General features: G+C 64.9%; 12 protein-coding genes. 4 read left to right on the top strand and 8 right to left on the bottom strand.

Features of this window, described 5'->3' with window-relative positions:
• Positions 1 to 153: 153 nt before the first annotated feature.
• Both AC0L3K_RS38840 and glpK read right to left on the bottom strand, forming a co-directional pair.
• Positions 154 to 759, bottom strand: a complete 606-nt coding sequence (locus AC0L3K_RS38840) for a GNAT family N-acetyltransferase (RefSeq protein WP_473368050.1) — start codon at positions 757 to 759, stop codon at positions 154 to 156.
• 266 nt (positions 760 to 1,025) lie between these two features.
• Positions 1,026 to 2,531 carry a glycerol kinase GlpK gene (gene glpK, locus AC0L3K_RS38835; protein WP_354200441.1) on the bottom strand — a complete coding sequence of 502 codons (1,506 nt, stop codon included), beginning with the start codon at positions 2,529 to 2,531 and terminating at the stop codon, positions 1,026 to 1,028.
• 418 nt (positions 2,532 to 2,949) lie between these two features.
• Between glpK and AC0L3K_RS38830 the strand changes: the two genes are divergently transcribed.
• Both AC0L3K_RS38830 and AC0L3K_RS38825 read left to right on the top strand, forming a co-directional pair.
• Positions 2,950 to 4,308: an MBOAT family O-acyltransferase gene (locus AC0L3K_RS38830; protein WP_473368049.1), complete on the top strand. Its 1,359-nt coding sequence runs from the start codon at positions 2,950 to 2,952 to the stop codon at positions 4,306 to 4,308.
• A gap of 1 nt (position 4,309) precedes the next feature.
• The gene (locus tag AC0L3K_RS38825; RefSeq protein WP_473368048.1) at positions 4,310 to 5,203 is read left to right on the top strand and encodes a hypothetical protein; all 894 of its coding nucleotides are present in this window, start codon (positions 4,310 to 4,312) and stop codon (positions 5,201 to 5,203) included.
• A gap of 14 nt (positions 5,204 to 5,217) precedes the next feature.
• On the opposite strand, the gene AC0L3K_RS38820 is transcribed toward AC0L3K_RS38825, so the two are convergent.
• The 6 genes from AC0L3K_RS38820 to AC0L3K_RS38795 all read right to left on the bottom strand — a co-directional run bounded on the left by AC0L3K_RS38820 (position 5,218) and on the right by AC0L3K_RS38795 (position 13,952).
• Positions 5,218 to 5,991, bottom strand: coding sequence for an SDR family NAD(P)-dependent oxidoreductase (locus AC0L3K_RS38820; RefSeq protein ID WP_473368047.1), 774 nt, complete (start codon positions 5,989 to 5,991; stop codon positions 5,218 to 5,220).
• Positions 5,992 to 6,116: 125 nt separating this feature from the next.
• Positions 6,117 to 7,259, bottom strand: a complete 1,143-nt coding sequence (gene pimD, locus AC0L3K_RS38815; protein WP_473368046.1) for a pimeloyl-CoA dehydrogenase small subunit — start codon at positions 7,257 to 7,259, stop codon at positions 6,117 to 6,119.
• 183 nt (positions 7,260 to 7,442) lie between these two features.
• Positions 7,443 to 8,633, bottom strand: a complete 1,191-nt coding sequence (pimC, locus tag AC0L3K_RS38810; RefSeq protein WP_473368045.1) for a pimeloyl-CoA dehydrogenase large subunit — start codon at positions 8,631 to 8,633, stop codon at positions 7,443 to 7,445.
• A gap of 138 nt (positions 8,634 to 8,771) precedes the next feature.
• Positions 8,772 to 9,959, bottom strand: a complete 1,188-nt coding sequence (locus tag AC0L3K_RS38805; RefSeq protein WP_473368044.1) for an acetyl-CoA C-acyltransferase — start codon at positions 9,957 to 9,959, stop codon at positions 8,772 to 8,774.
• Complete coding sequence (pimA, locus tag AC0L3K_RS38800) at positions 9,956 to 11,650, bottom strand: dicarboxylate--CoA ligase PimA (protein ID WP_473368043.1); 1,695 nt, start codon at positions 11,648 to 11,650, stop codon at positions 9,956 to 9,958. The genes AC0L3K_RS38805 and pimA overlap by 4 nt, the downstream gene beginning before the upstream one ends.
• Positions 11,651 to 11,855: 205 nt before the next feature.
• A complete protein-coding gene (locus AC0L3K_RS38795; RefSeq protein WP_354200446.1) occupies positions 11,856 to 13,952 on the bottom strand; it encodes a 3-hydroxyacyl-CoA dehydrogenase NAD-binding domain-containing protein in 2,097 nt (698 codons plus the stop codon).
• A gap of 128 nt (positions 13,953 to 14,080) precedes the next feature.
• Between AC0L3K_RS38795 and AC0L3K_RS38790 the strand changes: the two genes are divergently transcribed.
• Both AC0L3K_RS38790 and AC0L3K_RS38785 read left to right on the top strand, forming a co-directional pair.
• Positions 14,081 to 14,947: an IclR family transcriptional regulator gene (locus AC0L3K_RS38790; protein ID WP_007599713.1), complete on the top strand. Its 867-nt coding sequence runs from the start codon at positions 14,081 to 14,083 to the stop codon at positions 14,945 to 14,947.
• 66 nt (positions 14,948 to 15,013) lie between these two features.
• Positions 15,014 to 15,187, top strand: a 174-nt coding sequence (locus AC0L3K_RS38785; protein WP_473368051.1) for an ATP-binding cassette domain-containing protein, incomplete at its 3' end; no start/stop codon positions are given.

Genomic DNA, 15,187 nt, shown 5'->3' with positions numbered 1-15,187 from the left:
AACGTCGCTGCCGTTTCGTCATCTGACACCTCTTGCTGTCTAAGCTATAGGTGTCCACCGATTTAGGGGAGGCTCAGTATCTTTCCACGGAAACAGTCTGGATTGCTTCGTCGCAAGGGCTCCTCGCAATGACGGCGGGGAGGCAGCTGCGCACTATTCGATGATCGGCACATGCTTGGCCGCGGTCCGTGGCGCGGTGCCATCGAGGCGCGGGTCGTCGGCGATCTCGATCTGGCGGCGGAACGGGCGGAAGCCCGACCGCTGGTAGAACGCGACGGCCGACGGATGATCGAAGGTGCAGGTGTGCACCCAGACGCGGGACAGGTCGCGTGACCATGCGAGCTCAAGCGCGCGGTTCATCATAAAACGGGCGGCACCGCTCCCGATCAGTTTCGCGGTGACACCGAAATACACGAGCTCGCACTGGCCGGCCTCGCGAAAGTCCAGCTCCAGCAGGCCTTCATCGTGGCCGTCCACGACAAGCCCATAGACCTCGACGCCCGGTGCGTGGATGATTGCGGCGAGCTCGGCGTCGTTCATGCGCGCCCGCGAAAACCACAACCACTCCTCGCCAACGCGACGATGGAGGTCGCGATACCAATGAAGCGCGGGGGTATCGACCTTGCGCAGGGTCCAAAGACCTGATGGAGCGCCCGGCGGATCGGGGCGGCGCGCAGGGCGCGCGGTCATCTCGAGATGGGTGACGACGGCAACGATCTTGCCGGCGGGGATGTCGGAATAGCCGTCGGGGAGGATCATGGGATGCGTCCCGTTGAAGCTGAGCGCCGGCCACACATTCCGGGTCGTCCTGGCGAAAGCCAGGACCCATTACCACAGCTGGTCGCCGTTGCGGCAGGCTGGGGCCGACAGCGGTCCAAGGCAACTTAGCACGGTGGTTATGGGTCCTGGCTTTCGCCAGGACGACGGCGGAGTTTGTGGATACGCCTCGTTCATCGCGGCGTCAGGGTAATCGCTTCCAGAGAACCCCGGATTTCACTGCGCTCCATCCGGGCTACGAGATCGGCCTAACCCTCGCCCTCGTCGCTCGCGAGGACGCCCTTCACCGCCCTCGCCCAGCCCGCCAGCTTCCGCTCGCGCGTCGCCTGGCTCATGTTCGGCTTGAAGCGATGCTCGAGGCGCCAGTTGTCGGCGAACTTGGTCGGTTCGGGATAGACGCCGGCCTCGAGACCCGCGAGATAGGCGGCGCCCAGTGCCGTCGTCTCCTGGATCAGGGGGCGATCGACCGGCGCGTCGAGCAGGTCGGCGAGGCGCTGCATGGTCCAGTCGGATGCGGTCATGCCCCCATCGACGCGGAGGACCACGCTCGCCACCTCCGAGCTCGGCCAGTCGGCCCGCATCGCGGCCCAGAGGTCGAAGGTCTGGTAGCAGACGCTTTCCAGCGCGGCATGGGCGAGCTCTGCCGGGCCGGTGTTGCGGGTGAGGCCGAACAGCGCGCCGCGCACGCGCGGATTCCAGTACGGCGCGCCCATGCCGACGAAGGCCGGGACGAGATAGACGCTCTGCATCGAATCCGATTGATCGGCGAGAGGTCCGGTCTCGGCGGCGTGCTTGATGATGCCGAGGCCGTCGCGCAGCCACTGCACCGCGCTGCCTGCGACGAAGATCGAGCCTTCGAGCGCGTAGGTGCGCTTGCCGCCGAGCTGGTAGGCGATGGTGGTGAGCAGCTTGTTCTTCGAGGCCACGGGCGTGGTGCCGGTGTTGAGCAGGGCGAAGCAGCCGGTGCCGTAGGTGGATTTCATCATGCCCGGACGGAAGCAGGCCTGGCCGATGGTCGCGGCCTGCTGGTCGCCGGCGATGCCGGAGATCGCAATCGCGCCGCCGAACAGATCCGGCGTGCTCTCGCCGAAGCGGGCGGAGGAATCCTTCACCTCGGGCAGCATCGAGCGCGGCACGCCGATGATCTCCAAGAGCTCGTCGTCCCACTGCCCGGTGTGGATGTTAAACAGCAGCGTGCGCGAGGCGTTGGTGGCGTCGGTGGCATGCACCTTGCCGCCGGTGAGGCGCCACAGCAGATAGCAATCGACGGTGCCGAACATCAATTCGCCGCGCGCGGCACGCGCCCGCGCGCCGGGGACGTGGTCGAGAATCCAGGCGACCTTGGTGCCGGAGAAATAGGGATCGATGATCAGGCCGGTCTTCTGCGAGATCACGGGCTCGCGGCCGTCGGCTTTCAGTCTCGCGCAGATGTCGGCGGTGCGGCGGTCCTGCCAGACGATGGCGCGATGCACGGCCTGCCCGGTGGCGCGATCCCACACCACGGTCGTCTCGCGCTGGTTGGTGATGCCGATCGCGGCGATGTCCTTTGCACTGATGCCGGCCTGCGCGATCGCCTCGCGGCAGACCGTCATGGTCGAGGTCCAGATGTCCTCCGGCTCGTGCTCGACCCAGCCCGAGGCGGGGAAATGCTGCGGAAACTCGGCCTGCGCCTTTGCCGCAATGGAAATGTCGCCGCGAAACACGATCGCGCGCGAGGAGGTGGTGCCCTGGTCGATGGCGAGGACGAAAGACATGGCGGCTTGCCCTTGGCGTGTTCCCGTGAGGAGGGGTTGTTGTGTTGGGGCAGAGAAAACGGGATTGCCGGCAGCAGGTCAAGGCGCCGGCGTTGATCCTCCCCGGGGGGGTGCGGCGGCATCGGCAGTGCGCTCCCTCCCCCGCTTGCGGGGGAGGGCTGGGGTGAGGGCTGTCTCCGCAATGGGACTGTCGAGAATTGCGGAGGGAATCCCCAAGGGGTGAGAGCCCTCACCCGCCGCGCGCGGACGATGCTTCGCATCGCCCGGGGCGCGTCGGCCTCTCCCGCAAGCGGGAGAGGCGGAGCAAGCGGCGCGGTCCTTTTGAATTTCATATGCCACTGCCCTGGAGCGGGGGAGGACACCGGACTAGGACAGAGAATGCGAAAATGCTACATGCCGGGCGGGCAGATGGGGCGGCATGACCTTCACTTCTTTTCAGTTCGGCGTCTTCGTCGCGATCGTCTTTGGCGTCTATTACCTGCCTTCGCTGCGCAGCTTCCAGGTCCCGCTGCTCGTCCTTGCAAGCGTGTTCTTCTATGGCTTCGGGCAGCCCGAGCTGCTGCCGCTGCTGCTCGTCGCGGTGCTCGGCACCCATCTCTGCCTCGTGCTTGCGTTTGATAACCGAACTTTCTGGATGCCGGCCGGCATCGTCTTCAATCTCGGCCTGCTGGCGTTCTTCAAATACAAGTTCCTGTTCGTTGACGCCGCCGCGGCCCATCTGACCGGCTCCGCGCCGATCGACTTCCTGCTGCGGCTGCCGCTGCCGATCGGCATCTCGTTCTTCGTGTTCCACAACATCAGCCTGCTGGTCGATCTGACGCGCGAGAAGCGCACCGTGCGCTTGCGCGAGGTGTTCCTCTACATCATCTTCTTTCCGCAGCTGGTGTCCGGGCCGATCACGCGTGCGGCCCAGTTCATGCCGCAGATCGTTCCCAAGCGGCTCGGCGACGTTGCCTTCGTCGAGGCCGCGAAGTGGATTCTGGTCGGCTATTTCTTCAAGCTGTATGTGGCGAACAATCTCAACGAGATGACGTCCTATATGGACTTCCCGCTCTACGAGACGCTGCGCACGCAGGACCGCTGGCTGCTGGTGTTCCTCTACAGCTACCAGATCTACGCCGACTTCTTCGGCTACTCGGCGATTGCGCTCGGCCTCGGCCTGCTGTTCGGCTATCGCCTGCCCGTGAACTTCAACCTGCCCTACATCTCGATTTCATTCTCGGAGTTCTGGACGCGTTGGCACATCTCATTGTCGAGCTGGCTCAGGACCTATTTGTACATTCCGCTCGGCGGCAACCGTCATGGACCGGCACGAACCACTCTCAACCTGATGATCGTGATGACGCTTGGCGGTCTCTGGCATGGCGCCAGCCTGAGCTACGCGCTGTGGGGGATGGCGCACGGGTTTCTGCTCGTGATCGAACGACCGTTCCTGAAATTCCTGGGCGATCGAAGCCCCGCGGTGCGGGTGATCCGGATGGGCATCGTGTTCTTCTGCGTCACGATGCTCTGGATCTTCTTCAAGCTGCCGAACTTCGACCACGCGCTCAGCTATCTCAAGGGAATGTTCATGGCGACGGACGCGCCCAATCCACCAAAACTGTTCACCAATCTGGCTTTGCTTTACGCCTTGCCTGTTATCATCCAGCATATCGGCATCGGCGCGTTCGTCGAAGGCCGCTTGCGGCGATGGGAGCCGTATCTCTATGGCGCGCTCGCAGCGCTCGCCTGTCTCGAGGCGGGGCCCGACAGCACTTTCATCTACTTCCAGTTCTGACATGCAGCAGGATTTTTCGCTTTCATGGCTGATCAAGTGCGCGGTGGCGGCAGCCGCGCTGCTGCTGGCCTGCGCCTTCACCACGGCGCGCTTCGGCTCGGCCCTGCAGCAGCCGGCGGTCACGACCCGCGGCGGCAGCCTCGTCAGCCTCAACCGCTATGTGCGGGATCCCACGCCTGATATCGTGCTGGTCGGCAGCTCGGTCGCCTGGCGCCTCAAGGAGGAGTATTTCTCGCCGCCGCGCGTCCGCAATCTTTCGTTGGCGGGCGGCTCACCGGTGACGGGTCTCGAGATCGTCGCGAACCGACCGACCCCGCCGAAGATCGTGCTGATCGAGACGAATGTCCTGACGCGCGAGCCGGATAGCGCGCTGATCGAGAAATTTTCCGGCGGCGCGCGCACCGAAGCGCTGCTGCTGCGCCCGGTGCGAACAGCGGTCGCGGGCTATGAAAGCTGGAAACACGGTGAACCCGATCCCGCCCGGGCGCGCGCCGAGCGGGATCGCCTGCTCAGCCAGCCGCCGGGCACGTTCGACAACAAGGTCTATCTCGACCGCGCGCTGGAGCAGATGAACGAAGCTGACCCGACCGTGCCGGTACGCGCGAATGTGGTCCGCGTCAGACAGCTCATCGAGGAACTGCAGCGGCGCGGCACCCGCGTGTTTCTGATTCACGTTCCGTTTGCGCCGGAGATCGAAGGCTCGCGCATGGTCCGGATCACCAACGAGATCGTCGACGAAGCCTTCCCGGATCGCGCGCTTTGGCTGCCGATCGATCCGCCGCGACGCGAGCTGCGTTGGGACGACGGCGTGCATCTCGACGAACGTTCGGCCCTGATCGTCGTACGCGCCATCGAGAGCGCCATCGAACGCACCTTGGCCGAGCGCCGCCCGTAGCGGAGGAGCGGCGGCTACGGCGCCGCCGTGGTCACGCCGCCGTCGATGACGATGGTCTGTCCGGTCATGAAGCTCGAAGCATCCGAGGCGAGGTAGGCCACCGCGCCTGCGATTTCGTCGGGTTCGCCGATGCGGCGCAGCGGGGTGGTGGCGGTGCGGCGCTTTAGATTTGCTTCGTCTTCCCACAGCGCGCGGGCAAAGTCGGTCTTGACGAGGCCGGGCGCGATGCAGTTGACGCGGACGCCTTTCGGGCCCCATTCGCCGGCGAGCGAACGACACAGCGCGAAGTCAGCGGCTTTCGAGATGCCGTAGGCGCCGATCACGGTCGAACCGCGCAGGCCGCCGATCGAGGAGATGATGACGACGGAGCCGCCTCCTCGCTCCGCCATCTGCGGGATCGCCAGTGCGGAGAGCCAGATGTTGCTCTTGACGTTGCTGCCCATGATCTTGTCGAAGGCCTCGTCGGTGATGTCGAGCAGCGGGCCGTAATACGGGTTGACGGCGGCGTTGCAGACGAGGATGTCGATCTTGCCGTAGTGCTTGATCGTACCCGCGATCAGCGCCTCGACCTCTTGCTTGCGCGCGATGTTGCAGGGAATGACGGTTGCCTCGCCGCCGGCCGCCTTGATGCCGTCGGCGACTGCCTGGCAGGCATCGGCCTTGCGCGAGGAGACCACGACTTTGGCGCCGAGCTTTGCGAGCAGTTCGGCGGAAGAGCGGCCAATGCCGCGGCTGGAGCCGGTGACCACGGCGACCTTGCCGGTGAGATCGAACGGGGTGTTTTTCATTGTTGTTGCTCCGTTGAGGCCGCGTACTCCGTCATTGCGAGGAGCGTAGCGACGAAGCAATCCAGACCGTCTCCGCGGAAAGACTCTGGATTGCTTCGCTTCGCTCGCAATGACGGTGGAGAGCCCTAGATCAACCCGCCACCATCCGCCACGCGGCGCTGATGGTAGTCGGTGTCGCCGAACGAGTTCTCGATCATGGTCAGGCGCTTGAAGTAATGGCCGATCTTCGCCTCCATGGTCATGCCGATGCCGCCGTGGAGCTGGATCGCCTGCTGCCCCACGAACTTCAGCGACTTGCCGATCTGCACCTTGGCCGCGGCAACGGCGTTGCTGCGCTCCTTGGCGTCCTCGAAATCAGCAGCCATGGTCGCGAACATCGACATCGATCGCGCCTGCTCGGTGGCGACGAACATGTCGGAGGCGCGGTGCTGCAGCGACTGAAACGAGCCGATCGCGACACCGAACTGCTTGCGCGTCTTGATGTACTCGACCGTGGTCTTGAGCGACTCGTCCATCAGGCCGACCGCTTCGGCGCAGAGCGCGATGCGGGCTTCGTCGACCACACGCTCGATCAGCGCGAGCGAATCGTCGGGATTGCCGAGCGCCGCATCGGCACCGACCTCGACGCCGGTGAAGGTGATGTCGGCGGCGTGCAGGCCGTCCTGGGTCGGGTATGACTTCTTGGCGACGCCCTTGGCGTCGGCCGGCACCAGGAACACGCCGATGCCGCTCTTGTCGCGGCGCTCGCCCCTGGTGCGCGCGGTCACGATGAGGGTGTCTGCGTTCTCGCCGTTGAGCACGACGAACTTCTCGCCGTCGATGACCCAACCATCACCTTTCTTCTTCGCCGTCGTGGTGACGTCGAAGAGATCGTAGCGCGAGTTCTTCTCGAGCTGCGCAAAGGCGAGCGTCTTGCTGCCGTCGACGATGCCGGGCACATGCGCGGCCTTCTGCGCATCGCTGCCTGCATGGCGCAGGAAGCCGCCGCCGATCACGACGGTCGCGAGATAAGGCTCGAGCACCAGCGCCTTGCCGAGCGCTTCCATCACGATCATGGTCTCGACGCCGCCGCCGCCGAAGCCGCCATCGGCCTCCGCGAAGGGCAGACCGAGCAGGCCCTGCTCGGCGAGCTTGCCCCAGACGGTCCGGCTCCAGCCGCCCTTCTCCTTCATGTACTTCTTGCGGCTCTCGAAATCGTAGGAATCGGTCAAGAGGCCGTCGATGCTTTCCTTGAGAAGCCGCTGCTCCTCGTTCAGATCAAAATCCATGTTTCTCTCCAAATCGGCCGGAATTGCCGTGCCGTCGCCTCACTCTCAGACGTCATCCCCGCCTTGTGCGCAATTGCGCACTGGAGCGGGGATCCAGTAAACGCAGCCGTCCGCTTGTACTCACGACCGCCGCGGCGTACTGGGTCCCCCGCCTTCGCGGGGGACGACACCGTCATCCTTGACTCACAGCCCCAGCACCGCCTTGGCGATGATGTTGCGCTGGATCTCGTTGGAGCCGCCGTAGATCGAGACCTTGCGGTTGTTGAAGTAGCTCGGCGCGATCTGGGCGGTCCAGTCCATGGCTTCGTTCGAACCGTCGTCGCCGTGCACGTCGTAGGGCGCGGCGAACGGGCCGATCACTTCCATCAGCAGCTCGGTGGTGGTCTGCTGAATCTCGGAGCCCTTGATCTTCAACACCGACGATGCCGGATTGGGCTTGCCTTTGCCGTGCTTGCCTTCGTCGGCGACGACGCGGAGCTGCGTCAGTTCGAGGGCCTTGAGCTCGATCTCGCAGGCCGCGAGCTTGTCGCGGAAGGCTGCGTCCTGGATGATCGGCTTGCCGCCCGACTCGACCTTGCCGGCGAGGTCGCGGATGCGGCGCAGCCGCTCCTTGGAGACGCCGACGCGGGCGATGCCGGTGCGCTCATTGCCGAGCAGGAATTTCGCGTAATCCCAGCCCTTGTTCTCCTCGCCGATCAGGTTCTCGATGGGCACTTCGACGTCGTCGAAGAACACCTCGTTGACCTCGGCGCCGCCGTCGATGGTCTGGATCGGACGCACGGTGACGCCCTTCGACTTCATCGAGAACACGATGAAGGAGATGCCCATCTGCTTCTTGGCGGACGGGTCGGTGCGGCAGAGGCAGAAGATCATGTCGGCGTGCTGGGCGAGCGTGGTCCAGGTCTTCTGGCCGTTGATGATCCACTTGTCGCCCTTGCGCTCGGCCTTCGTCTTCAGCGAGGCGAGGTCGGAGCCGGAGCCGGGCTCGGAGAAACCCTGGCACCACCAATCGTCGACATTGGCGATGCGGGGCAGATACCGCTTCTTCTGCTCTTCATTGCCGAAGGTGTAGATCACGGGACCGACCATGCTGACGCCGAAGGCGAGCGGCTGCGGCGCCGGATAGGACTGCAGCTCCTCGTTGAAGATGTAGTGCTGCACGGAGGTCCAGCCGGTACCGCCATATTGCTTCGGCCAGTGGCTGACGCCCCAGCCCTTCTTGTTGAGGATGCGCCACCACGTCACCATCTCGTCCTTCGAGAGGTGGCGGCCCTCGACCAGCTTGCGCCGGGTATCCGGCGGCACGTTGTCGCGGAAGAATGACCGCACTTCCTCGCGAAACGCCTGCTCTTCTTTCGTGAATGCGAGATCCATCGGATCCTCCTGTTCCCTCGTCGTCCTGGCGAAAGCCAGGACCCAGTACCACCGGCCTTCGTTATGCGAAGGCAATTACTGTCTGAGCACCACACTCCGGCCGCGGAGTATGGGTCCTGGCTTCCGCCAGGACGACGGCTACTGCAACACCTCAAAAAGCCCCGCCGCGCCCATGCCGCCGCCGACGCACATGGTGACGACCGCGTACTTCGCCTTGCGGCGGCGGCCTTCGATCAGAGCGTGGCCGGTGAGGCGCGCGCCCGACATGCCGTAGGGATGGCCGACCGCAATCGCGCCACCGTCGACGTTGATCTTGTCGGGGTCGATGCCGAGCTTGTCGCGGCAATACAGCACCTGCACCGCGAAGGCTTCGTTGAGCTCCCACAGGCCGATGTCGTCGACGGTGAGGCCATGACGCTTGAGCAGGCGCGGCACCGCGAACACCGGGCCGATGCCCATCTCGTCCGGCTCGCAGCCGGCGGAGACGAAGCCGCGGAAGATGCCGAGCGGGTTCAGCCCGCGCTTCGCCGCTTCCTTGTCGCTCATGATCACGCTCGCGCTGGCGCCGTCCGAAAGCTGGCTGGCATTGCCGGCGGTGACCGAAAATCCCTCGCCGCGCACGGCCTTGAGGCCGGCGAGACCTTCAGCGGTGGTCTCGGGGCGCGGGCCCTCGTCCTGCGAGAGTGTGACGTCCTTGAACGAGACTGCACCGGTCGCCTTGTCGGTCACCGCCATCCTGGTGGTGATCGGCGCGAGCTCGTCCTTGAACTTGCCGCCCTGCTGGGCTGCGGCCGTGCGGCGCTGGCTTTCCAGCGAATATTCGTCCTGCTTCTCGCGCGAGATGCCGTAGCGCTTGGCCACGATTTCGGCGGTGTCGATCATTGGCATGTAGACCTCGCCTTTGATCTCGAGCAGCGCCGGGTCCTGCGCATGGAAGCCGTTCATCTTGTCGTTCTGCACCAGTGAGATGGACTCGCCGCCGCCGCCGACGGCGATCTCGACGCCGTCGAAGATCACCGAACGCGCGGCGAGCGCGATCGCCTGCAGGCCCGAGGCGCATTGCCGGTCGATGGTGGTGCCGGCGACGGTGACGGGGAGACCGGCACGGAGCAGCGCCTTGCGCGCGATGTTGCCGCCGGTCGCACCCTGTTGCAGCGCTGCGCCCATCACGACGTCCTCGACCTCCTTGGGGTCGACCTTGGCGCGCGCGACGGCCTCGCCGATGGCGTGGCCGAGCAGCGTTGCGCCCTCGGTGGCGTTGAGCGCGCCGCGATAGGCCTTCCCGATCGGGGTGCGGGCGGTGGAAACGATGACGGCGTCGGTCAAGAGCGATCTCCTGATGCAAGTCGGGTGACAAGTTGGGCGGATTGTGATGGTTTCTGCTGCTGGCGCAACTCATGGCGCGACAGCTTTCCGACCGGCGTGCGCGGCAGATCGTCGACGAATTCGACCTCCGCCGGCAATTCGTGCCTGCCGAGCTTGCCGGCGAGCTGCGCGCGCAGCTCGTCGAGCGAGAACGGCTTTGCGCCGGGCCTGAGCTTGATGAAGGCTTTTGCGGCCTCGCCGCGATACGAGTCGGGAATGCCGAGCACGATCACCTCGTGCACGCCTGGTAGGGTGTAGATCGCCTGCTCGATCATTTGCGGATAAACGTTGAAGCCGCCGGAGATGATCATGTCCTTCTTGCGGTCGACCAGGAAGAAATAGCCGTCGCTATCGACATAGCCGATGTCGCCGGTGACGAAGCGGCCGTCGACGAAGGCCTCCGCGGATCCCTCGGGCTTGTTCCAGTAGCCCATGGTGACGTTCGGGCCCTTGATGCGGATCTCGCCGACTTCGCCCGGCGGCAGCACTTTTGTGGGATCTTCCAGGGAAACGACGTCGAGCTCGATGCCGGGCAGCATCAGGCCGATCGAGCCCGGCTTGTCAGGGCCTGTGGGCGGATGGCCGGTGCCCGGCGAGCAGGTCTCGGTCATGCCCCAGCCGCTCTTGAGCTTCTTGCCGACCTTGCGCTCGAAGAAACTCGCAATCTCCACCGGCAGCGGCGCGCCGCCGGAGCCAATGGTGCTGAGCGAGGAGAAGTCGCGCTTGTCGAGATCCGGGAGCGCTGCAATCGCGATCCACATCGTCGGCACGCCTGGGAAATAGGTCGCGCGCTTGACCTCGATGTCGCGCATCACGGCTTCGACATCGAAGCGCTGATGCAGCGAGATCAGATAGCCGCGGCGGAGCGAGCACAGCAGCACGAGGCTCAGCGCATAGATGTGGAACAGTGGCAGCACGCCGATCACGCGCTCGACCACATCGCCACGCGCGGCTCGGGACGGCTTGCCCCAGATGTCGAAGATCGACACCGCCGAGGTGAGATTGCCGTGCGTCAGCATGGCGCCCTTGGGCAGGCCGGTGGTGCCGCCGGTATATTGCAGCAGCGCGACATCGTCGATCGTCACGGATGGCCACTGCGCCGGTGCGGTCGCGCCCTCGACAAAGGCCTTGAAGGTGACGATGCGGGGATCATTGGGGATCGCGGCCTGCGGCGTGCCGACCTTGCCCCAAGTGTCCTCCTCGCAGACGACCAGGCGGTCGATCAGGCCCTTTTCCAGGAATTTCAGCGCGGTCGGCAGCAGCGCCGCGAGGTTGGTGGTGACGAGCAGGCGCGAACCGGAATCGGAGACCTTGTGGGTCAGCGCGATCTCGCCGTCGAGCGGTGAGAGATGCGCGACACGGGCGCCGGCCTTCAGCGCGCCGAAGAAATTGACGGGGTGGTCCGGCGTATTGCCGAGGAACAGCGCGATGGATGTGTGCTTGCCGCAGCCGGCGCGCAGGAACGCGGCAGCCGCACGCTCCGCCATCGCGGCGAGTTCGGTGTAGGTGATCGGACGATCCCGGAATTCCAGCGCGGTGCGCGGTCCGTACTCTGCCGCGGCTTTTGCCAGCAGGTCAGGCAGCGGGCCCTGGACGATGGTGTCGTCCCAGCGCACGCCTTCGGGATAAAACTGTTCGCCGGGATGGGTCATCAACGATCAATGCTCTGCAAACGTAAGGCGGGTACGGACAGACGGGCTCCCTTCCCCCTTGTGGGGAAGGGTTGGGGAAGGGGGTGCCACGAACTCGGACCTCGCCCGGGGCTACCCCCCTCCCTGACCCTCCCCCACAAGGGGGGAGGGAACGGAGAGAGCGTTGCCCTGGCGAAGGTGTTCGCGGTCACCGAGCCCAATCCAATCACGCCGCCTTTGATGTCGCGGCCAATGACGCGAAGGTCTTGCCTTCGGCCGCGAGCTTCTTCAGCAGCGGCGCGGGCTCGAGGCTGGGGTCGTTGGTCTCCTTGGCATAGAAAGAGAGACGATCGGCGATGTGCTTGAGGCCGACGGTGTCGGCCCAGAACATCGGGCCGCCGCGGTAGATCGGCCAGCCGTAGCCATAGAGCCAGACCACGTCGATATCGGACGGGCGCGCGGCAATGCCTTCTTCCAGGATCTTCGCGCCCTCGTTGATCATCGGATACATCATGCGCTCGAGGATCTCGTCGTCGCTGACGACGCGCTTCTTGCGGCCCAAACGAAGCAGCGTCTCGTCGATCAGCTTCTCGACTTCGGGATCGGGCAGCGCCGAACGGGAGCCGGCTTCGTATTTGTAATAGCCCTTGCCGGTCTTCTGGCCGAAGCGCCCGGCTTCACAGAGCGCATCCGCGATCTCCGACTTGATGCCGCGGTCCTTGCGCGAGCGCCAGCCGATGTCGAGGCCGGCGAGGTCGCCCATCGCGAACGGCCCCATCGGCATGCCGAACTTCGTCACGACGGCGTCGACCTGCTGCGGCAGCGCGCCTTCGAACAGCAGTTTCTCCGACTGCTTGCCGCGCTGGGCCAGCATGCGGTTGCCGACAAAGCCGTCGCAGACACCGACCACGGCCGGCACCTTTGCGATTTTGCGTGCGATCGAGACAGCCGTGACGAGGGCATCGGGCGCGGTCTTGTCGGCGCGCACGATCTCGCACAGTTTCATGACGTTGGCGGGCGAGAAGAAGTGCATGCCGAGCACGTCCTGCGGCCGCTTGGTCGACTTCGCGATCTCGTCGATGTTCAGGTACGAGGTGTTGGAGGCGAGCACGGCGCCCGGCTTGACGTACTGGTCGAGCTTGCCGAACACTTCCTTCTTCACCGCCATGGTCTCGAACACGGCTTCGATGACGAGGTCGGCGTCGCCGACGTTCTCGATGCCCACGACGCCGTTGATCAGCGCCATGCGCTTGGCGGGCGCGTCCGCCGGGATGCCGCCGCGCGCCGCGGTCGCTTCCCAGTTCTTCTGCATGATGCCCATGCCGCGCTTGAGCTGCTCCTCGCCGGTCTCGATCAGAGTGACGGGAACGCCGGCATTGGCAAAGGACATCGCGATGCCGCCGCCCATCGTACCGGCGCCGAGGATGGCGACGCGGTTCACGGGCCGCGGCTTGGTCCCCTCAGGAACGCCGGCGATCTTGCTGGCCTCGCGCTCGGCGAAGAAGGCATAACGCTGCGCCTTGGACTGATCGCTGGCGACGAGCTTCAGGAAGCCCTCGCGCTCCTTCTTCAGCCCTTCATCGAATGGCAGGTCGATGGCGTAGCCGACGGCGTCGGCCGCCGCGAACGGCGCTTCCAGGCCGCGTGACTTCTTGGTCATGGCCGCGACCGCATTGGTGAAGATCGAGCGGTCGGCCTTGGCCGCCGCGATCTTGGAGTCGTCGTCACGCAGGCGGCGCAGCGGACGCTTTTCAGCCAGCAGCTTTCGTACGAAGGCTTCGCCTCCGGCGGCGGGGCCCTCGACGATCTCCTCGATCAGACCGTTCTTCAGCGCTTCCGCAGCGCCGATCGGATCACCGCCGACGATCATCTTGACCGCGAGCTCCGGTCCGACTGCGCGCGGCAGGCGCTGGGTGCCACCGGCGCCCGGCAGCAGGCCGAGCTTCACCTCGGGCAGGCCGAGCTTGGCTTCCTTCACCGCAACACGGAAATGACAGGCGAGCGCGACCTCGAGGCCGCCGCCGAGCGCGGTGCCGTGGATCGCGGCGACGACCGGCTTCGGTGAATTCTCGATCTCGGAAAGCACGTCGTTGAGGGCGGGCGGCTTCGGCGGCTTGCCGAATTCGGTGATGTCGGCGCCTGCGATGAAGGTACGGCCGGCGCAGGTCAGCACGATGCCCTTGATTGCGGGATCGGCGACCGCGGCCTTGATGCATTCCAGAATTCCGCCGCGAACCGCGGCGCTCAGCGCGTTGACCGGAGGGCTGTCGACCGTGACGATCCCGACTTCGTCATGACGCTCAAGCTTGACCACTTCGCTCACGGTGTCCCTCCTTGGTGGGGTAACTTTTGTTCAATTTCGCACTGCGGAATTTAATTCCGCATCTTGACGGCAGGGTTATTTTGAAGCACGTGGCTTGTCAACGACTCCGCGCAAGAAGCAGATCAGGGATGAAGCGTACAGGAAAGAAGACAGCGACCGATCGGAATTTCGTCGTCGCGCTTTCCCGCGGGCTAGACGTATTGCGCGCATTCCAGCCCAGCGACGGACTTCTTGGCAATCAGGAAATCGCGGCCCGTACCAATTTGCCCAAACCGACCGTTTCGCGGCTGACCTATACGTTGACGAAGCTCGGCTATCTGACGCCGGTTCCCCGCTTCGAGAAATATCAGCTTGCGCCGGCCGCGATGGCGCTCGGCTACGCCGCGTTGTCCAATCTCGGCGTTCGGCATTTGTCCGAACCGTTCCGCGAGGAAATGATGCGCGCGACCGGCGGAGCCGTTGCCGTCGGCGGCCGCGACCGTCACAGCATGATCTATTTCGGGCAAAGCCGCGGCAGCGAGACGGTCGGCGTTCAACTTGACGTCGGCTCCCGCGTGCCGATTGCAACCAGCGCGATGGGCCGCGCCTATTTTTGGGCGCTCGAGGAAAACGATCGGGCGGAACTGTCTCGTGTCTTGCGCGAACATTACGGCAGCCGCTGGCCCAAGATGCGCGACGGTTTGGAACGCTCCGGCGAGACGGTCGCGAAATACGGATTTGCGATTTCGGTCGGCGACTGGCACGACGATATCGGCGCCGCCGGCGTCGCGCTCAGGCTCAACGACGGAACCGGTCCTTACGCATTCAATTGCGGCGCGCCGGCATTCCGCTTCACGGAAGAGCGTTTGATCAACGACATTGGACCGCGTCTGCTTGCGATGGTAAGGAACATCGAAGCGGCACTTGGGGGTCTGATGCCGCATTCCAAAAAAGACGTCAGCAAAAAGCTGAAATCAGGAGGGAAAGTTGCGCGTGTGGCCGAGGGGATCAGATAGCCTTTGTCGTCATCGGGAGCGGTTCACATCGCCCCTTCGCTCACTGAACACAGTGGGCGAGACGAGATGACGCAGGCACAGCTCGCGCAGGGGACATCGCCCCTGCTCGCGGTTCGCGACGTCAGCGTCGTGTTCGGCGGCATCGTCGCGCTCAACGGCGTGTCCTTTGACATGCACAAGGGCCAGATCCTCGGCTTGATCGGCCCTAACGGCGCCGGCAAGACCACGCTCTTCAACTGC

It is taken from the genome of Bradyrhizobium sp. MI1.10 (genome assembly GCF_055811035.1).
This window is presented reverse-complemented; position numbering and strand designations above follow the sequence as displayed.